Genomic DNA, 20491 nt, shown 5'->3' with positions numbered 1-20491 from the left:
GACACACACTAAACCTTTTTCTCCGGCTCTGCTTCTTCTCCCTCTTTCGGTTTCTTGGCGATAACTTCAGGCTCTGCCAGCAGTTCCTCTTCAGGCAGGGCTTTTCTCTCCACAACCTGATGAATAGATACAACAACTGCCTCAGCATCCGACGTATACTGTATACCCTCCATCGCAGATAATTCTTTAACATGGATAGCCTTGCCTAAACCTAATTCTGATATATTTACTTTTATCTTTTCTGGTATTGCAGTTGGAAGACATTCTATTTCTATATCCTTCATGACATGGGTCAATACGCCACCTTCTTTCACGCCAACCGATTCCCCAGCCAGCTCAATTGGCACTCGCAGCTTTACCTTTTCATCCAGATCGATACGCGAAAAATCCACATGAAGTACACGGTCTGTAAGATTATCATATTGCACCTCTTTTATAAGTGCCGATTCCTTCTTCTTGTCATATGTTAAACGGATCATCCTTGTTCCGGTGTGCAATATACGCGTAAATTCATCTTCCTTCAGACAAAGCATTACATTATCTTGTTTATGACCATATAACATAGCTGGAATTTCTCCAACCATTCTTAGTTTTTTAACTCCTTTACTTCCCTTCGTTGTTCTTTTTTCCGCTTTTAAATCGAAAATCGCCATCTATCACACTCCAAAAATATAAATTAATAAACAAAGAGAGAACTCACCGATTCGTGACGGTGAATTCTCATAATCGCATCTCCTAAAAGCCCGGAAATAGATAATACTTTTATTTTACTATCTAATCCTTTCGCTTTTTCGTTAAGGGGTATCGTATCTGTTACTACAATTTCCTTAATCGGTGCGACCGATAATTTTTCCACTGCGGCACCACAAAACACAGGGTGGGTGGCACCCACATAAATATCCCTGGCACCCTTTTCTTTCAGGACGTTTGCAGCCTGAGCAATTGAACCCCCCGTGGCTATCAAATCATCAATCATTACAACATTTTTATTGGCTACATCACCTATTACAAATCCAACTTCAGTCTCTTCCGGCCCTACCCTTCGCTTATCCACAATCGCCATCTTGATCTCTAATTTCTTTGAATAATTTCTGGCCAGTTTTATACCTCCGACATCGGGCGTCACCACCACCAGATCCTCTGATTTTAACCTTTCAAAATATTTTGAAAGTACAGGAAAAGCCAGCAAGTGGTCAACCGGAATATCAAAGAATCCCTGAATTTGAGCCGCGTGCAAGTCCACGGTAAGCACACGGTCGGCACCCGCTTCGGTGATAAGATTCGCTACCAATTTTGCCGTTATGGGCACGCGCCCCTCGTCTTTTCTGTCTTTTCTTGCGTATCCATAATACGGCAATACGGCCGTAATCCGTGCAGCCGATGCCCTCTTGAGACAATCTATAAATACAAGCAGTTCCGTCAAATTCTCATTAACAGGAGGACATGTCGGTTGTACTAAAAACACATCAGCACCACGAACATCTTCATTTACTTTCAGGTCAATTTCTCCATCGGGGAAACGACCAACATAGGCATTTCCAACTGGAATCGACAGGTGGTCACAAATTCTCCTTGCCAGAGCAGGATTTGCATTTCCTGAAAAAATCTTTAAATGGTTTATTTCATCCAGTTTTCTTTTTTTATCCATGTTATTTTTCTATCTCTCACAGAAAAAAGCCCTACTTTTCTCCAGCATATTACAGACATCTGTATCATTTTCTATCCTTATACCAGACTTTAAATATGCAAAAGGCCCAATACGACACCGATGACCAACGACCACGTTTTTGCAAATATAGGTAAAGGGATACACCTTCGTTCCCTCCCCAATTTCGACATGGTTTTCAATAAACGTACTTGCGGGGTCTACAATGGTCACGCCTTTATCCATAAAAAAATGCACTATTTCATCATGTCTTATTCGATTTACCTCAGCTAACTCCCGCTGGGTATTTATTCCCAAGACCTCAGTAGTATCTATACCTTCAAGCCCCACAATCTTCTTCCCTTTATCGTAAAAGATCGAGATAATATCAGTCAAATATAACTCGCCTTTTTTATTATGGGGCGCAATAGCATCCAGACCTTCCAAAAGGGAAGGTACTCTGAATACATACATACCGACATTGATTTCTCTAATCTTTAATTCGTCTGCACTTGCCTCACTCTCTTCGATAATTCCATTTATATATCCACGAGCATCCCTACACACCCGACCATATCCTTGCGGTCTATTCAAACAGGCGGTCAACAACGCCACATCTGCATTAGTCTCAGCATGCACAGCAACCAACCTTTTCACTGTCTGTGGCTTTACAAGAGGAGCATCCCCATTTAACACCGTAACAACACCGCTCATATCGGAAAGAAAATGCCTTACAGCCATTACGGCATGCGCCGTTCCCAATTGCTCCTGCTGTTCTACAATTTTAACCGGCACCCCTCGAAGGCTATCTTTTACTGCGTCCTTTTTGTTTCCTACGACTACAACTATCTGCGAAATCCCTGCCTCTTGTACAGCCTCAATAACACATCCCAAAAGGGTCGTTCCACACACTTCGTGCAGCACCTTGGGAATCGGGGATCGCATACGCGTTCCCTTTCCTGCCGCAAGAATAACCGCTGTGGTTTTTCCCATTTTCATCTTCTTCAAAAAAAGACACAAAACCGCCGAGCGTTATTTTTTCCCTATATAAAATACAATGGCTACCCGGGGAGGACTCGAACCTCCAATGAGAGAACCAAAATCTCTAGTGTTACCATTACACCACCGGGTAGCATCCACTTCAGGAGATTTACGTATATAAAACTCCCGCACGACCTTTTTATTCTACCGTCAATACCGCTCCTTTGTCAGCAGAGGTTACACATTTTGCATATCTCGCCAACAACCCCTGCATCACCTTCGGCCTGGGCGGTACCCATTTTGCCTTACGTTTTACGAGCACTTTTTCCGGAACATTCAGATCCATTCTTCGCCCGGGAATGTCTATAATTATTTCGTCTCCATCTTCTACCAATGCGAGAGGGCCACCAACCATAGCTTCTGGGGATACATGTCCGATACACGGTCCCTGTGTACCGCCCGAAAAACGCCCATCCGTAATCAACGCCACAGATTCTCCCAAACCCATACCAACAAGTGCAGCGGTAGGAGACAACATCTCTCTCATTCCCGGCCCCCCGCGCGGCCCTTCATAACGTATCACCACAACCATACCACTATTGATCTGTGAACCCATAATGGCCGCCATTGCAGTTTCTTCGCTATCGAATACCTTCGCCACACCCTTAAACTTCATCATCTTCTCGGATACGGCGGTCTGCTTAACCACGGCGCCATCAGGTGATAAACTTCCATACAAGACAGCAATTCCACCTTCCTTATGATACGCATCTTCTTTTGTTCTGATAACATCCTCATCATAAACTTCTGCTGCCTCTGCAATTTCTTTTACACTTAAACCACTAACCGTAGCACAGTCATTCAAGCCGTCACACAAACGTTTCATGACCGCAGGAATACCCCCTGCATAATACAGGTCCTCTAATAAATATTCTCCCCCTGGCTGCAAGCTTGTTATGTGAGGAGTCCTCGCACTGATGGAATCACACAACTTTAAATCGACCTCCACCCCTGCCTCTTTAGCAATTGCCGGTATATGTAAACAGGAATTGGTAGAACCACCGAGTGCCATGTCAACCATTATGGCATTCTCAAACGCTTCCCGAGTCATAACCTTCCTGGCAGTAATGCCTTTTCTAACCAATTCAACCACCTGCTGTCCGCTCTTATAAGCAATCCGTTCTTTTTCTGAAGAAACTGCCAGAGACGCGGCACATCTTGGTAACGACATCCCCAATGCCTCAGATACACAGGCCATAGTATTAGCGGTGTAGAGACCCTGACATGAGCCAGGCCCGGGACAAGCATCCATCTCCAGGCAAGACAGTTCTTCATCACTAATCTCTCCTTTGCGCCTTCTTCCAACCGCCTCAAAGGTATCTTTCACTAACGACAACTTCTGTTTACCATAGCGCCCAGAAATCATCGGACCAGCAGTCACAACTATCCCAGGGATATCCAGCCTGGCAGCCCCCATCAACATACCCGGAGTAATCTTGTCACAATTAGTCAGCATTACCAACCCATCCAAACAGTGGGCACTCACTACGCACTCAATGATATCGGCAATAAGATCTCTTGATGCAAGGGAATAACGCATACCAGCATGACCCATCGCAATCCCATCACAAATACCTGGAACACCAAAAATAAAGCTAACGCCGCCACCCGCATGGATTCCTTTTTCGATTGCCCTTTCAAGCGGTCGCATGTGCACATGGCCAGGAATAAGATCTGTAAAACTGCTAGCAATTCCAATGAACGGCTTACCCAAATCTTCTCTGCTTAAACCCGTTGCATACAAAAGTGCTCGAGCCGGAACGCGTTCAAGCCCCTTAGTAATTTTGTCACTTCGCAAGTACGTATTTACCTTTCTTATCAGATGCAAGCTATTCCCAATATGTAATATTAAGCCTTTTCATTATAGCGAAAAGCTTTGTATTGTCAAATCAAAACTCTTACAGCCTTAGTTAGATTTCGCTTGACTTCTGCCCGACAATATGCTGAAAATTTAGTGACTGAAAAGGCAATTTGTGCTATGATATTTTTTTGGAAAAATATCGAATCATTTTTTACTCGTTCGACCGATAAAAATCTGTGTTCTGTAATTTTTGAAACAATAAATATAAGGAGTTTTTATGAATCATACCGAGCAAGTTGGATTATCCCTTGCCAAAAAAGCCGGGCTACACCGAAGGCTTTACGACTGGACGTTGCACTGGGCCCATACCCCCTATGGATCGATCGCCCTTTTTGCATTGGCTTTTTGCGAATCCTCTTTTTTTCCGATACCACCAGATGTGCTCTTGATGGCACTCGCATTCTCGATTCCCAGAAAATCTTTCAAATACGCAGCAATTTGTTCGGTTGGCTCTATCTCAGGCGGTTGTTTTGGTTATTTTATCGGATACCAATTCTTTGAATATGTAGGATTACCAATACTTAATTTTTATGGCATTATGGACAAATTTAACTTTGTCAAAGAGAAATATAACGCCAACGCATTTGCCGCTGTATCTGTCGCTGGATTCACACCTATTCCCTACAAACTCTTTACCATTGCAGCAGGAGTATGCAAGATCAATCTGTGGACATTCATCATAGCCTCGACAGTCAGTCGGTCGGGAAGGTTTTTCATTGTGGCCGGACTTGTTTATCTTTTTGGACCGAAAATTAAGGAATTCATAGATAAGTACTTTAACATCATATCTATTGTATTTGTAGTATTACTGATTGCGGGCTTCTTTGTCGTCAAATTATTCAAATAAAGGGAATATACTTATGAAAACATCACGCACATTCGGCATTCTCTCAATTGCCCTATTAACCTCATCTGTATTACTTGCCCAAACGGAACCGGGACAGGTGTGGGAGCCACAGGTAGCGGGGCGCTTTTATCCCGGCAACGAAATTGCTCTGAAAGATCAAATAAATGCCTTTTTTAAAAACGTTTCCTATCGAACACAAAAAAAAAACCCTTTGCATTGATTTCACCACATGCGGGATACCAATACTCGGGTCAAGTAGCAGCTTATGGATATAACGCTCTCAAGGATTCAGGATTTACTAGAGTCATTATTCTTTCACCCAGTCATTTTCGAAGCGGCAAACGATTTCGGGGCGTCTCCATTCTTAATGCAAAAAACATTAAAACCCCTTTAGGTCTCATTCCTATAGATCTGGATGCATGTAAACAACTCCTTGATACTTCCAAAGACTCATCGTCAAATGTCTCGCGCAAACCAGCAATCCTTTTTGGTTCTTATGAAGGCGCTTACCAGGGAGAACATTCCATGGAAACTCAATTACCTTTCCTGCAAATGGCCCTCAACACTTTTAAATTAGTGCCTATTATGGTCGGTATATTGATTGAGGATGACTTTGAACGGGTTGCAAATGCTTTGCAACCGCTGATAGATGATAAAACTATTGTGGTGGTAAGTTCTGATTTTACCCATTACGGTGAAGGATACGGTTACATTCCTTTCAGAAAAGATATCGAAAAAAATATTAAGGCCCTAGACTATGGTGCATTTGACAAAATTCTGAATAAAGATTTTGAAGGACTCAAAACCTACCGAAAAGAAACTGGGATAAACGCTTGTGGAATTATGCCGATCGAATTGCTTTTGAAATTATTACCTGATAATGCATCAGGAGAGATTCTAAACTACGATACCTCCGGACACCAATCCAGGGACTTTTCTTTTTCTGTAAGCTATGCATCCATTTTATTCACAAAGTCTTCGGAAGTCAAATCAGGGTTACATATTCCGCTTCCGCAGGAAAAAACGTCCATCAGCCAACAATCCCTTTTAACCAGCGAAGAAAAGGTGCTCTTACTATCTCTGGCCCGGAATACCCTGGAGACCTACACAAAAACAGGTACTTCTCAAAAACTTGACCATGTAACCGACAAATTACCCCTGAGATTAAAAGAAAAATACGGGGTTTTCGTAACATTAAAAAAATCCGGCGAACTGCGTGGTTGTATTGGGCACATACTCCCCAGGACATCTCTCTTTCAGGGCGTTATTGAAAACACAATTAACTCATCTTCGAATGACAGGAGATTTCCCCCTGTCGACGCCAAGGAAGTCTCTGATATAACTATAGAGATTTCAGTTTTGAGCCCCCTGGAAAAGATACATGATCCGGTTGAATTCATGGTTGGCAAAGATGGAATTATTATTCGAAAAGGACCTGCCAGCGCCGTATTTCTTCCACAGGTTGCCGTAGAACAAGGATGGGGGAGGGCTGAAACATTGTGCCACCTTTGTCAAAAAGCAGGGTTATCACGCGATGCTTGGAAAGAGGATGGTATGGAATTTTATATTTTTACCGCAGACGTATTTCATGAAGGGGACAGAACCTGAACTCTACTTCTTTTAAAACTGATTTTTTGTTTTACATCATGTTTTAATTACTGAAAATACTAATTCCCTTGGATGAACAAACCAAAAAAATTATTTTAGACATCGCCCGAAAGAGCATTGAGGCTGCCGTAAAACAAAAACCTAGGCCGACCTTTTCCACTGATCATGCAAACCTTCAGGGAAGACAGGGTGTTTTTGTCACCCTGAAAACTTGCGGACAACTCCGCGGTTGTATTGGTCGTTTCGTATCTGATATGCCTCTTTATCAATCTGTTTCTGAAATGGCAATTTCTTCGGCAACAGAGGATCCTCGATTCGAATTCAACCGGATCAAACCATCGGAGTTAAACCACCTGGAAATAGAGATCTCTGTTTTATCCCCACTAAAGTTAATTGACAACCCACTCGATTTTGAACTTGGAAAACAGGGTGTATTTATTAAAAAAGGCTTACACGTAGGATGCTTCTTGCCTCAGGTAGCAACAGAAACAGGCTGGAGTAAAGAAGAATTTCTGTCCCATTGCTGTGCAAGCAAAGCTGGTTTACCCGCCAACGCCTGGAAACAGAAAGATGTAGAGATTTATACCTTCACGACGGAAATAATCGAAGAAAAAAAATAATCTTTCGCCTTGTCTGTTATTGAAATATGCAACGAGGATAGTAAATGTTATTGTAGTGCAATAATTCATCAATCCATCGACGAGATACGCTACTTCCTTTTTTCAAAGATACGTCCCACATAGAAAATCATTCCACCAATGAATAAAAGAAGGACTTCCAGCTTCATAGAGTCCTTCGCGATGCCAAAGTAAAGGGCATCGAGTACCACAATAATGCCTATGATTTGTAAAATTTTAGCGAGGCTCATTTAAATATCTCTCTGAAGGTAATTTTGTGCTTAGTATGAGTATACGCGATATGTGCCAGAGGCGCTAGATCTAAACAGGAAAAAAATGCTTGCAACCAATCAAACGCCCGATACCTTCTTTTCAGCTCGATCTTTTAAATTCTGGTCGTTCATGTTATTTTTTCGGCAATTTCTATCGCCTTCAACAATCCTTTTGCCTTATTTAAGGTCTCTTCATATTCCCGCTCAGGTACTGAATCTGCCACAATTCCAGCCCCTGCCTGAATATATGCGTCGTTACCCTTTAACAGAATCGTTCGTATCGTTATGCAGGTATTTATGTTACCAAAAAAATCAAAATATCCTACTGCCCCCCCGTACGGCCCACGCTTTGTTGGCTCAATTTCATCAATAATCTGCATAGCCCTTATTTTAGGCGCCCCAGAAAGGGTACCTGCAGGCAGACATGCCTTCAAAGAATCAAATGCGCTTTTCCCTTCCTCCAGTTCTCCACACACACTGGATGTTATGTGCATCACGTGTGAATATTTTTCAATCACCATCTTTTCATCAATATGCACGCTGCCATAACGCGACACCCTTCCCACGTCATTTCTCCCCAGATCCAAAAGCATAATATGCTCTGCCCGCTCCTTGGGATCGGCAATCAACTCTTGGGCAAAATACGTATCTTCTGTAGCATCCTTTCCCCTTCTCCTTGTGCCAGCAATAGGCCTTACGATAATTTTCCGTCCATCGACCTTCACCATAACTTCTGGAGATGACCCCACAAGCTTCAGGTTATTCATTTTCAGATAAAACATATATGGAGAAGGGTTGATCACACGCAAAACGCGGTAAATATTAAATGGGTCAGCATGTGTCTGTGTCTTAAATCGTTGTGAGACAACAACCTGAAAAACATCACCCGCACGAATATATTCCTTGCATCGTTCTACCGCCCTGAGAAAATCTGGTTTTTCAAAATTTGAAGAAAACGAAATACTAACTTCCTTTTCTGTTGCGATATCATCGCTTAATGACATCACCGGTGTTCGTACTTTTTCAATGATGCGGTCAATTTTATTGATTGTTTGGGCGTACACGTTTTCCAGAGAACCATCACCAATTTTTGCAGTACAAACGACCTTAATGGTTTTTGTCAATTGATCGAATATGATTACTGAGTCATAAAACATAATCTGAATGTCTGGAAGCAACAAATCGTTCTTCGGCATATTAGGTAATGACTCATAATACCGTATCGTATCGTATCCAACATATCCTACCCCGCAACAGAAAAAATCAGGCAATCCTTCCACCTGCACGGGGGTATACGACTTCATTTCCTTATGTAGAACCGACAGAGGGTCGTTTGCGTACAGCACTACTTCACCCTTGCTTCCCCGTTTTATTTCAACCCGAGGGCCAAAACAGGTAAATTCTAAAAACGGATTTGTACCAAGGAAAGAATATCTGGAAATCTTTTCTCCACCTGCTGCGCTTTCAAGCAAAAAGGCATATTCAGTATCTGAAATCTTTTGAAATGCAGAGACCGGAGTAAGGGTATCTGCAAACAATTGTCTGTAGACGGGCACAACATTGCCTTTCTCAGACAATCGTTTAAATTCTTCAAAGGTTGGATAATATCGATTTCCCATTTCCATTAATTCTTTCAAAAAAAATGGGTGTTGCTTTGGCAACACCCATTATGCACTATAACAAGAAGACTACAACGTTAAACAACTGTTGCCGATAGGAAACAATCGGCAAGCTTTCACACTTCAAAATGTGACTGTAGTCTGCAAGTATCCCCAGCTCGTATCAATGTCATCTATGTTATCCTTAATCCAGTCCTCAGCCTTGAAGAAAGAATAGCCGGCAAGGATACCAATATTTTTATACAATTGATAACTTACGGTCAGATCAACTTCTTGAGCTAAATCATCGCTATCATCATCATAGCCTACGCCAGGTCTGGGGACAGCTAAGGTTCCATTAGCAAGATACCACCCGTCTTCCTCTTGGGCAAGCAAATAATAGTGGTAGTCTACCTGCACGGTTAACTTATTTGTCGGTACCACCTTAACATTCCATCTGAAATCATGCATGTTCTGCCAGGAAAGCAGATCAATAAACCCATAGTTACCCTGCCAGTGATTTGTTGGATAAAGATTATCAAAGGTTTCATGATCGTTGTCATCCTGATCATCATCACCGGACGCGTAATCATATTCAAAACCAAAACGCGGCGTCCACGCCAAATCTTTAAACGTGTACCCGACTCTACCAGCAAACGCCCATGCCTTTTGATTCTGATCGCCATAATCGCCAAACTGACCATGTGATTCCAACGTATAATCTATAGCCTCAAGATTAGGAACCTTTCCGTCAATTCTTGCACCGATGTCATGGATTTCTACGGGACCGTCGCCAGGCACTGCATAACCGCTTCCCGTCGCAACGTTCGCTAACGAATCCTGATCGTTTTTATGGATGTACATCAATTCTAACAATGCACCAGGAACTAGCTTTTTAAATGCCAACTGGGCAGCATATGCAGTTTCATCTGAGCTATCATCTCCGTCTGTGGCAAAAAGTCCATCTTCATCCACCTTTACCGCAAACGTTTCAGCGTGAATGGCATCGGTATCCCACATAATCCTGCCACCGTCGAATACACGGCCTACATTTGACCATACAAAATTACCAATAACCCTGTGGTCACCCCAAATAATTTCTTGGCGACCAACTCTCACAGTCAGCGGAAGATCAAAAAGTTGCTTTATATCAAAATAACCTTGATGAAGATCGAAAATACTGTTTTCTACCCCAGGATTGGCAAACCCAACGGTGGTTCCTTCGGCGCCAAACACCCTTGCATCCTGAAGCTGGATAAATACCCTCAAGTGCTCATTCACATCGGCGTCAGCCCAGAGCCTTGTCTGATTCATCACATAATCATCATCGGTTGATTTCCCGCGTCCAACTATGCCCGTTGCGCCACCCAAGGTTGCATTGCTTGTTGGAACCTGATAAAAACCATTGGCATATTCTGCCCTCGTTCTAATCTGCCCACCCAACTTCACCTTCTTGGCAAATTCAGAATATACATTACCCGCGATGTCTTCTGCCTTTATTGCCTGCTCTGCTTGTGCGGCAGTCTTCATCTCTTCTTTTAACGTGCTAACCTCGTTTTTTAATGCTTCAACATCCTCCTTCGTGTCAGAAGATACTGCAGCTACCGTTTTTTCCTGCTTGACAGTCTCGATCTGCTCTGTTAAAGCCGAAACAGAAGCCCTTAGCGCGTTCAATTCTTTTTCCATGTCCTCTAACGACTTGGCATCTGCCCCAAATGACTGGGCGCCGGTCACAACGCAGAAGACGGCAGCAGTAAACCCACCAATACATGTCTTCCACAATCTATGTTTCATTATATTCACCTCCCATTGATTAATGTAATTCGGACCCCAACGTACTACCAATTAACCAGAAAACCTAAATCACTATTAAACGTCAACCAAGGTATTTTGGCCTCCTTTCTCCTCCTCCTCGTTTCTTACCCTACTAAATATTTCTAATTATCTAAACATTCGAGCGGCCTATTTTAATAACAAAACAAATCGATGTCAAGTAAATATATTTTATTTTTGCCGGCATTCATAAAACCGCTTTGTTTTCACCAAATATTATCGATTAGGCATCCGCAAAATCTGTACACCTACTGGCATGAGCATATATTATACATATGATTGGCATTAACAAATTTTATTCCAAAAACACAGAGAGCAGCTAAACCCAACGTTAGTATTTGTGATATATAACACTTAGAATCAGATATCGATACACCATAACAAAAACCTAACACATCACCACGACTACACCCGCATTACAATAATGAAATTTGCTTTACAATCTGCATAATCTTTTGCGAATTCATACAAACTGGCACACTAAAAATATTACAAACAAAGCACCTGGCGACTCCCACGAGATTCATCACAACTTAATTTACAAATACTAAAACATGGCATTCCTTTACAATGCCAGCGACTATTCTTTTTTACTTTTTTATTGACGTTACGAAGACTTGCTTTTATAATGCTGAGCTAATTTTTACAAACGAAAAAAATTATAATACTTCGGCAATAAACATCTTAAGCAGAAAAGGGTAATTATGGATAAGTATTTTAAGCCAAAAACCACGCATTACCATATTTACAGAAAAGCAATCATAACATTGATTATTATCGGCATAATAATTGGTGGGATATATGGTGGAAGGGAATTAAGCTGGAAAGAGATCGCCGCTGACGAAGTAGCTGTAATTGTAAACAATCTTACCGGTGGTATTAAATTAATAAACAGGGCTGGCGCCGTCCTTTATTACCCATTCATTCAGGATATTTACGTATTAGATAAACGCGAACAGGTTTTAAAAATGACCTCAGCCGAAATTGACGAAAAACATCCGCAGGGCAACCCATTAACGGTTAAATCAATTGATGGCGGTGATGTAGTATTAGATTTACAAATACAGTACATGTTAAACCCCGATTATGCTGTACACGTTGTCCAGAACACCGGAGTGGGAGATGTCTTTAAACAAAAATGGCTTTACGATTATGCTCGAACCATTTGTTATTATTGTTATGGGGAATTAACACTGGACGAGTTTCCGATCGCTTCCAAACGTGACGTCAAGGCGCAAAAGGCACGGGACGAGATTAACAAGATGTTGGAACCCCATGGTTTTTTGGTAACATCCATAAACTTAAGCGACTATCGTTATTATAGGGAATATGCTGAAAAGATCCAGGAACGAAGATTAGCCGACAAAGAGGTTGAAGAACAAAAAACCAGGGCTTCCGCTGCAAGAGAAAACCAGCGAAAGGTTGTTGTTGAGGAAACGAAAAAGCTGGAAGTAGAAGTAGCAAGATTTCGGGGGGAATGCGATAAACGCATTATGGATGCAAGGGGTAGTGCAGAGGCCAAAAAACAGGATGCCGATGCATATCTTATCCGAGCAAGGTTTGAAGCTGATGCTGAGTATGAAAGGCTTGCAAAAGATGCGGAAGCAATTCTTGCTACACTAAAGACTGAAGCAGAAGGTGTCCGCTTATTACGCAACGCACTAGAGGGAGAAGGAGATGGGGGAAGGAATTTGGTAAGATTGGAATATGCCAAACGTCTAAAACAGGCAATTATCAGAAGTACCCCAATTATCAGGCAGGGTGTTGAAACACCGCAAAGCATACAGAGATTTAAATATATTGAAGATGCCCCCAAGATCGATTATATGTTCCCAGAACCTCCAGATGCAGCATTGGTTAGTCCGTTAAAGCCTGGGCCGGACAAATCTCCATGATTAAGTTTACTATTTTCAATTAACGTTGATCAATAAAGAGGTGAAAATGCACATAGGCAAGATTACCGCAAAATATATAATTCCTATTGGAATCGTCGCATTTATTGCAGCGTTTGTCATTGGTATAAAATTCTTTGTTATTAAAGTAGGCGTCGATCAAGTTGGTGTAAGAACAATCATATGGGGTGTAAAACGAGGTATCGTGCAGAAGGATTACGGACCAGGATGGCACAGGGCAGTTACTGCTATTGATCAATGGGATCTTTATGACAGCACAGTACAAACACTCGAACTTGCCAAAGAGCCTTCCCGCCTGGGACACGACGAGCGGAAGGAAGCTGCTATCAGAACCGCAGATGATTACGATGTCTCAGCCGATATAATCGTTAAATATCAAATTAAAAGAGGAGAGGCGTGGCAACTGCGTCAGGATATAGGCGTTGGAGAACGGTACAAGATCATCGTAGAAAATGAGACACGCGATATCGCCAGAAGTGTGCTCGGTAAAATGGTGGAACGAGATTTGTACAATCCGGAAGAAAAACGTAAGAGGGCAGCAGAATTTAAAATACAGCTTACGGAGAGACTAGTTCCCCGCCATGTTGACATAATTGATGTGCTCATTTTAGAATTGCGATTTGACCCGCAACTGGAAAGAAAGATTAAAAACATCAAATTAGCTGAACTTGATAACGTTCTGAACAAATCAAAGGCGCTTGCTGCCGAACAAAGAGGTATTACTCAAACGATCGATGCGGACACAGAAGCCATTGCCCAAAAGATTACCGGTGATAAGGAGAGATCAATCACCGTACTTGATGCCGAAACCACAAAAAAGACAATAGAACTTCTCGCCGAGGCAGACAAATATTTAATACAGAAGAAGGCAGAAGGCGACCTTTACAAGCAGCAACGGAAAGCAGACGGAAATCTTTTAATTAAACAATCGCAGGCAGAGGGAGAACGGTTGCGAAGAGAGGCAATTTCAGGCATGGGCGGAGACATTATTGTAGCACTGGAAGCAGCCCGCAATGTCAACCTTGCAGATGTGAATATATCAAGTCTTGATATAAATCTTCTCGATGTCGATGATATGGCCACACGATTGGGGGTTTCAGATATCAAAGGAAAGCTTCGTGTAGATACAAAGACGTTCAAACAAATCCAGGAAATGTTAAACCAGCCGAGGGGCACGGACACAGGAAAAACCAAATAACCGTGTATTTGATTTTTATTTTTTACGACACAAAAATGGTTTATTTGCGCCATTCTTTTCCCGCACATAATCTTTCAAAAGCATCTCATTTCAGCTATCGTATTGCAAGTTAAACACTTATGGCCAATCTCTTATTTGGAATATGGTTTGCTGCTTTATGCACGCTAAATTAATTACTTTTATTAAAGTCCCTCTTAACTTCAACTACATTTTACCGAGAATACCGTATGATGCAATACATGCAAAAGAATCTACGAAACTGTTGTTTTATCACTGCCCTGCTACTGTCATGTATCGTGACTCTATCAACAACAAATACCTCTCTGGCAACTGATGAGTCAACTGATGAAATACAAACACACAAAACCGTAAAGTATTCAACGTTTTTTGACAAAAAAACCCACTGGTGTGATGCGTTAGTAATTACTTGCACTGATTTTCGGTTCACAACAGCAACACAAGAATTTATAAATAACCGATTAGGATTAAAGGGTAATTATGACTACATATCTATCCCGGGTTCTATACGTAATTTGCTTGATTCAAGGACGAGAAACCTTGTTTTAAACACCTTTGGTGTTTCTGTCCGTTTACATCACGTAAAGCGTGTGGTTATTCTAGGGCATCAAGACTGCAGTATCGGCTATGGAGGATCTAAAAACTTCTCAGAACCACTCGTTGAGTATAAAACCATTTGCAAAGATTTAAAAAAGGCGCGAAGACTCATGAGGTTAAGATTTCCACATCTAAAAGTATATTTATATTATGCCACGGTACTGTCCAAAGACCATCAACGCATATACAATTTTAAGCAAATATTGTGAGCATTGCATTTCTGTGATGCGCCCGTGGAATTAGAAAAGAGGGAGACATGCAAAAATTTTCAAAAGAAAAGGCAGCCGAGAGGCCGGCAGACAGCCCGGCAGAAGTAGGAAATGCACGCAAACAAAAGCACATCGGTTTAAAAATGGGTCTTTTTATTGTTAAAAAAAATGGGATGGCAATTTGTCTTGCTTTTACTGCATTTTTAGCAATCCCTATTGGTTGTGCATCTAATAAAACATCTTCATCTGACCTCTTGGTGGATAATCAACAGATAGCTATCGCAGTACAACCAGCGGCAGCAAGATCTGATTGTGATACCTTAGTAATTACCTGTATTGACTATCGCTTTGCCGTTGCAAACCAGAAGTTTATAAATGATACGTTAGGACTGAAGGACAATTATGACCATATTTCTATACCAGGAAGTATTTATAACCTTGTAAACCCGGAAACACGGGCGCTGCTTTTTAGCAAATTTGCTCTCTCCGTAAGACTTCATCTCATAAACCGGGTTGTAGTTATTAGCCACAGGGATTGCGGCGCATATGGTGGTTCGGCATCTTTTGGATCAGAAATTGCTGAATTCGAAACTCACACAGCCGATTTAAGAAAAGCAAGGATGCTATTGATAGAAAAATACCCCACTCTTCAAGTGGATTTATTTTTAGAATCTTTAGTGCAAGAAGGAGGGGAAACGAAGGTTCATTTCGAGAAAGTACTATAATCGAAACAAGGCCTTCTGTTTCATCAGCAGTTTTATTTTTCAGCCGTTTTTGCGCAGCGAAATCCAATTTGTGGACTTTGCGCATACCATGGCACCCGATAACGGGCGGCACATCGCGCATAATGTCCGAAGTAAAGAAAACTGCCCCCGCGAATAACCCTCTGTAAGCCAGAATCTGGGCCAGAAGGATTTTTGGGCGGGGATACAGAATAATAATTTTGATCATAATAGTCTGCACACCATTCCCAGGCATTTCCAGCCATGTCGAAACATCCATAGGGGCTTTTCGATTTCTCATATTTTCCCACAGGGGTTGTCCCTCTCAGACCACCCTCTCTGTAATCAGATTCCCACACAGTGCATTTCTCTTTATCAAATTTATTTCCCCACGGCCATAAACGCTTGTCCGTGCCTCGTGCCGCTTTTTCCCATTCGGCTTCAGTTGGCAACCTTTTCCCGGCCCATTTTGCATATGCAGCAGCATCCTCCCAGGTAACGCCTACAACAGGATAATTTGGCCGATTGAACCGGGCATCATTCCAGCAATTTGGTCTATGGTATCCAGTCTCCTCAACGAATTTTTTATACTGTTCATTGGTCACTTCGTATATATCAATATAAAAGCTGTCCAAATAGACCGTATGTTCCGGTCCATCATAAATATTATACGCCAGCAGGAAAGTCCAATTATACCGCGTATTGTCACCCATAACGAATTCGCCAGATGGCACATAGACCATGTCTGGATACTTCTCTTCCTCTGCCTTCAGTTCGCCTGCTAAAAGAATACCCCAAAATAGTATAAACAACATTGTAAAACCTTTTTTCATAATCACCTTTTAGTATCTCCTCTTTGTGACAATTTCATACCTGGCAATCTCCAGAGGTGAATATCCGGAGACGATTTCATTGAAAGTCTTAGCGTCACCCTTCTTAAAAGTCTTGATTGAAAAATCCTGAGTAAATAAAAGTGTATCAGAGACGTTAAAAACCCGAATTGCAAATGTTGCGATGCTCCGGTCTTTATCCGACAAATTTTTTATCTCGCCTTTGATCTGTGAAGATGACCCAAAGGGAAGAAGTCTCACGTTTCGTACATAAAATCCGTCTCCTATCTCTTGAAAACCCTCTTCTTCTGGTGTAGGAACATGTTCCTTTACTACTTCCACTGTTTCCGTACCCTCTGCAACCTTCACGGTTTCGGTTCCAGCAGGTACTTGAACTGGCACGGTTGGTGGTGCCTCTGTAGTCACTGTCCCCGCAACACCAACCCCTCCTTTTTCCACTTTTTTTATCCTCGTTTCCAAATCTGAAATAGTCTTCAATTGTCCTTCAAAGGTTTTTACCGAGGAATCCAAGGAAGCCACCCGTGTTTTCAAACTTTCTTCAGCGGTTGCAATCCTCTTCTCTTGTTCACCCAATTTGTCTGTCACTAATTTATTTAAATCATCGATGGCCTTTTTAATGGGTTCCAAGGGCCTTTGTGCTTCCTGGTATCTTTTCTCAAGCACAGCAGTTTTTACTTCCTGATCCTCAACCCGCTTCGCAAGATCTGACAGTAGTTTTTTTAAGATATCAAGGGTCTTGCCAAACGAATCCAGCAACCCTTTGACATCTGCCACAGACGAAGTCCTCTCTATAGCCTCTAATCTGGACACGATTGAATTCAATTTTTCTTCATTCCCTTTTATCACCTTCTCGTACTCTTTCAAAGGGGTCATACTATCACCCATACTTTTTTGAAGTGCAGTAAATTGTGCCCCCAGGTTATCCAGGTTTTTCATCCAGTTCGAAAGTGACTTTTGAAAATCATCAAACTCCTTCATGACTTCCTGCTCTCCTCCTTGTCCATAAGCATTCCCTGCATTGAAAATGGCGAAGAATAAAACTATGCTTACAATAACGGAAAGTATACCTTTCATGAATAGTACTCCATCTTAAAAACGTATGGTTCTAAATAGATGGTAAGTAGTTTAGCAAAAAATCTTATCCACCGCAAATATTTATCTACACCTTAGCAATGCAGAGTTTGAAATTGATTTTAAAGAATAAAATTGTTATAATTGCTTTTTTTATCATTACTGTGAAAAGACACTATTTTGTGAGAAAGGACACTATGCAGGTTTTAATTGCAGATGAACTTCCAGACATATGCATTGAAATACTTGAAAAGGCCGGGATTAGAGCGTTAAACAAACCCGGCATAAAAGCAGATGAGTTAAAGACTATAATGACAAACTGCGATGGAATTATATTGCGCAGTGGGACAAAAATTACCGCATCTTTGCTGGAAAAAGTTGAGAAACTAAAAGCCATTTGCCGGGCCGGCGTTGGCGTTGATAACGTAGACGTGCCAGCAGCCACCAAAAAAGGCATTGTGGTCATGAATACGCCGGAAGGAAATATAACTTCAACTGCCGAACATACCGTGGCATTGCTCTTTTCCCTTTCACGTTTTGTCCCCCAAGCCTGCGCATCAGTAAAGGCGGGAAAGTGGGAAAGAAAGAAGTTTACCGGCATCCAAATTGCCGGAAAGACTCTTGGTATCATCGGACTTGGCCGGGTAGGAAGACAGGTTGCAAAACGCGCTGTTGCTGTAGAGATGAAGGTAATTGGTTACGACCCTTTCATCTCTCCTGAAATTACATCTCAATACAGCATACACATTGCAAAAAATCTTAGAGAATTACTCGCTCAAGCCGATTATATTACGATTCATGTCCCTTTTAACAGCGAGACAAAAAACCTTATTACACAAAAGGAATTTTCGATAATGAAACCGGGAGTTCGTATTATCAATTGTGCGCGGGGCGGAATTCTTTCCGAAGAAGATCTTTACAATGCCATAAAGAGCGGCCACGTTGCGGGGGCAGCCCTTGATGTATTTGACGTAGAACCACCCGCAGGCAATAAGCTCCTGGAACTAGACCAAGTAATTGCGACGCCGCACCTGGGGGCATCTACGGAAGAAGCTCAATTTGCTGTTGCTGTAGAAGCGGCGGAACAAATGGCCGACGCCCTTACGGGAAAGGGATTTCGAAATGCAGTAAACCTCCCCCCGTATAACATTGAAGAATTTAACACTCTGAAACCCTATATAGCATTGGCGGAAAAGATGGGTTCTCTCCTCATCCAACTCGCCGCCGGAGGTATTCAGTCTGTGGATCTCGTTTATACGGGAGAAATCACAAAGAAGAATATTTGCCTTGTTACGGATAGTTTCATGGTTGGATTGCTCAAGCCCGCCCTCGAAGATGGTGTAAACCTCGTCAGTGCGCCACATCTTATCGCAGAACGAGGTATCCAGGTCAATATTACCACCAGCAGTGGTGTGAGCGATTTCACGAGCCTCATTAGCGCAAAGATAAAAAGCGCTAACGGTGAAACTGCCATATCAGGGACGGTCTTCGGAAAAAATGAACCAAGGATTGTGGATATCAACGGGTACGGCGTCGAGGCAGTACTCGACGAACACATGTTTATCCTCTTTGGTAAGGATAAACCAGGTTTAATTGGAAATATTGGTCGAGTTCTTGGTGACAAAAAGATTAATATTGCCCACATGACGTTTGGCCGGAGGGAGACCGGTGGTAATGCCATCACGATTATAAACGTAGATGCCGCAGTACCTCAAGACTGCATCAGGGAGATAGAACAACTTGACCACATAGAGGAGGCATATTTAATACACCTTTAAACCCAGAGAAGGGAGATCATAAATCAAACGGAAAATACAAGCAATTATCTGGGAGGACTTAGGACAAGCATAGGCGCCGAAAGCGCTTATCCCATGAGGCGCAAGGCGTTTATTTCCGGTAACCCTGCCATATAGATTTTATTTACAGCATCGTGGATATTATATTTAGCGCGTTTAATCTGTGCAACCTTTTTTTCATCATCATAAATAGCATAAGATGCCCTAATGTCCCAATCTCGTGGTTGTCCTACACTTCCCACATTGATAAGCGCCTTCTCGACGTTATTTAAATCAAAAACACCCCCTCTATCCACACGAAGGCTTCCATTCTCTCCAAAAATGGCTAAAGGAACATGGCTATGCCCATAAAAACAAATCTGTGTTCTTAGGATATCTAAATTAAGTTGTGCATCAACCCCAGTTGTAATATAATCAAAAAATTCCGGGTGATTCAAAGAGGCATGCACAAGGGTAATATCGTTTAGCTCTATAACTAAAGGCAAATTTTTCAGGAATTCTACATACTCAGCCGTGAGATACTTTGCCGTCCACAAAATTGCTGCCCTTGCATCGTTATGGAAATAATCTGCTGGAAATTTTCCCACCGCTGCATAGTCATGGTTTCCCGCCACGACAATACAGTTTAATTCGCGTATTAAGTCTATACATTTTATCGGTTCGGCGGCATAACCGATAATATCTCCCGTACACAATATTTTATCAACGCGCTCCTCTCGCAATTCATTAACAACTGCCGTTAATGCTTCATAGTTACTATGTACGTCCCCTATTACTCCATATATCAACAACAA

General features: G+C 42.0%; 18 protein-coding genes, 1 tRNA gene and 1 pseudogene. 9 read left to right on the top strand and 11 right to left on the bottom strand.

The features are described from left to right. Positions 1 to 8: 8 nt before the first annotated feature. From BROSI_RS06850 to ilvD, 5 genes are all read right to left on the bottom strand, one after another. Entirely contained in the window at positions 9 to 653 is a 645-nt protein-coding gene (locus BROSI_RS06850) for a 50S ribosomal protein L25 (protein WP_052563006.1), read from the bottom strand. A gap of 23 nt (positions 654 to 676) precedes the next feature. Next, positions 677 to 1648 (bottom strand): ribose-phosphate diphosphokinase, encoded by a 972-nt coding sequence (locus BROSI_RS06845; RefSeq protein WP_052563005.1) that lies wholly within the window; start codon positions 1646 to 1648, stop codon positions 677 to 679. A 9-nt stretch (positions 1649 to 1657) separates the two neighbouring features. Further along, entirely contained in the window at positions 1658 to 2638 is a 981-nt protein-coding gene (locus BROSI_RS06840; RefSeq protein ID WP_052563004.1) for an NTP transferase domain-containing protein, read from the bottom strand. Between the two features lie 65 nt (positions 2639 to 2703). Then, positions 2704 to 2777 (bottom strand) — tRNA-Gln (locus BROSI_RS06835). A 48-nt stretch (positions 2778 to 2825) separates the two neighbouring features. Next, complete coding sequence (gene ilvD, locus BROSI_RS06830; RefSeq protein WP_052563003.1) at positions 2826 to 4484, bottom strand: dihydroxy-acid dehydratase; 1659 nt, start codon at positions 4482 to 4484, stop codon at positions 2826 to 2828. A gap of 280 nt (positions 4485 to 4764) precedes the next feature. Here ilvD and BROSI_RS06825 point away from each other — a divergent pair, with 280 nt between their 5' ends. From BROSI_RS06825 to amrA (BROSI_RS06810), 4 genes and pseudogenes are all read left to right on the top strand, one after another. Beyond that, a complete protein-coding gene (locus tag BROSI_RS06825; protein WP_052563002.1) occupies positions 4765 to 5394 on the top strand; it encodes a YqaA family protein in 630 nt (209 codons plus the stop codon). 207 nt (positions 5395 to 5601) lie between these two features. Beyond that, positions 5602 to 6351: pseudogene (amrB, locus tag BROSI_RS20990) on the top strand (AmmeMemoRadiSam system protein B); the annotation flags it as partial. A 3-nt stretch (positions 6352 to 6354) separates the two neighbouring features. After that, the gene (amrA, locus tag BROSI_RS20985; RefSeq protein WP_261338899.1) at positions 6355 to 7002 is read left to right on the top strand and encodes an AmmeMemoRadiSam system protein A; all 648 of its coding nucleotides are present in this window, start codon (positions 6355 to 6357) and stop codon (positions 7000 to 7002) included. A 68-nt stretch (positions 7003 to 7070) separates the two neighbouring features. Then, positions 7071 to 7622 carry an AmmeMemoRadiSam system protein A gene (gene amrA, locus BROSI_RS06810; protein WP_052562999.1) on the top strand — a complete coding sequence of 184 codons (552 nt, stop codon included), beginning with the start codon at positions 7071 to 7073 and terminating at the stop codon, positions 7620 to 7622. Between the two features lie 89 nt (positions 7623 to 7711). Here amrA (BROSI_RS06810) and BROSI_RS19795 read toward each other — a convergent pair whose 3' ends face one another. The 3 genes from BROSI_RS19795 to BROSI_RS06800 form a co-directional block, all read right to left on the bottom strand. Next, entirely contained in the window at positions 7712 to 7870 is a 159-nt protein-coding gene (locus tag BROSI_RS19795; protein WP_157842419.1) for a hypothetical protein, read from the bottom strand. 149 nt (positions 7871 to 8019) lie between these two features. Continuing rightward, positions 8020 to 9510: an anthranilate synthase component I gene (gene trpE, locus BROSI_RS06805; protein ID WP_052565688.1), complete on the bottom strand. Its 1491-nt coding sequence runs from the start codon at positions 9508 to 9510 to the stop codon at positions 8020 to 8022. Positions 9511 to 9633: 123 nt separating this feature from the next. Further along, positions 9634 to 11283 carry an alginate export family protein gene (locus BROSI_RS06800; RefSeq protein ID WP_052562998.1) on the bottom strand — a complete coding sequence of 550 codons (1650 nt, stop codon included), beginning with the start codon at positions 11281 to 11283 and terminating at the stop codon, positions 9634 to 9636. Positions 11284 to 12026: 743 nt separating this feature from the next. On the opposite strand from BROSI_RS06800, the gene BROSI_RS06795 reads away from it, so the two are divergent. The 4 genes from BROSI_RS06795 (at position 12027) to BROSI_RS06780 (ending at position 15982) form a co-directional block, all read left to right on the top strand. Further along, entirely contained in the window at positions 12027 to 13217 is a 1191-nt protein-coding gene (locus tag BROSI_RS06795) for an SPFH domain-containing protein (protein WP_052562997.1), read from the top strand. Positions 13218 to 13263: 46 nt separating this feature from the next. Beyond that, positions 13264 to 14433: an SPFH domain-containing protein gene (locus BROSI_RS06790; protein ID WP_052562996.1), complete on the top strand. Its 1170-nt coding sequence runs from the start codon at positions 13264 to 13266 to the stop codon at positions 14431 to 14433. Between the two features lie 239 nt (positions 14434 to 14672). Next, the gene (locus BROSI_RS06785) at positions 14673 to 15257 is read left to right on the top strand and encodes a carbonic anhydrase (RefSeq protein ID WP_157842418.1); all 585 of its coding nucleotides are present in this window, start codon (positions 14673 to 14675) and stop codon (positions 15255 to 15257) included. Between the two features lie 47 nt (positions 15258 to 15304). Further along, positions 15305 to 15982 (top strand): carbonic anhydrase, encoded by a 678-nt coding sequence (locus tag BROSI_RS06780; RefSeq protein ID WP_052562994.1) that lies wholly within the window; start codon positions 15305 to 15307, stop codon positions 15980 to 15982. 32 nt (positions 15983 to 16014) lie between these two features. On the opposite strand, the gene BROSI_RS06775 is transcribed toward BROSI_RS06780, so the two are convergent. Then, complete coding sequence (locus tag BROSI_RS06775; RefSeq protein WP_052562993.1) at positions 16015 to 16812, bottom strand: formylglycine-generating enzyme family protein; 798 nt, start codon at positions 16810 to 16812, stop codon at positions 16015 to 16017. A gap of 9 nt (positions 16813 to 16821) precedes the next feature. Continuing rightward, positions 16822 to 17904, bottom strand: coding sequence for a hypothetical protein (locus tag BROSI_RS06770; RefSeq protein WP_052562992.1), 1083 nt, complete (start codon positions 17902 to 17904; stop codon positions 16822 to 16824). Positions 17905 to 18098: 194 nt separating this feature from the next. Between BROSI_RS06770 and serA the strand changes: the two genes are divergently transcribed. Beyond that, the gene (gene serA / locus BROSI_RS06765) at positions 18099 to 19679 is read left to right on the top strand and encodes a phosphoglycerate dehydrogenase (protein WP_157842416.1); all 1581 of its coding nucleotides are present in this window, start codon (positions 18099 to 18101) and stop codon (positions 19677 to 19679) included. Between the two features lie 86 nt (positions 19680 to 19765). On the opposite strand, the gene BROSI_RS06760 is transcribed toward serA, so the two are convergent. After that, positions 19766 to 20485, bottom strand: coding sequence for a metallophosphoesterase family protein (locus tag BROSI_RS06760; RefSeq protein WP_052562990.1), 720 nt, complete (start codon positions 20483 to 20485; stop codon positions 19766 to 19768). Positions 20486 to 20491 lie beyond the last annotated feature (6 nt).

Origin of the sequence: Candidatus Brocadia sinica JPN1 (assembly GCF_000949635.1) — a bacterium.
In the GTDB taxonomy this organism is placed as follows: Bacteria; Planctomycetota; Brocadiia; order Brocadiales; family Brocadiaceae; genus Brocadia; species Brocadia sinica.
The sequence above is the reverse complement of the archived record's forward strand: the minus strand, read 5'-3'. Positions and strand labels throughout refer to the sequence as shown.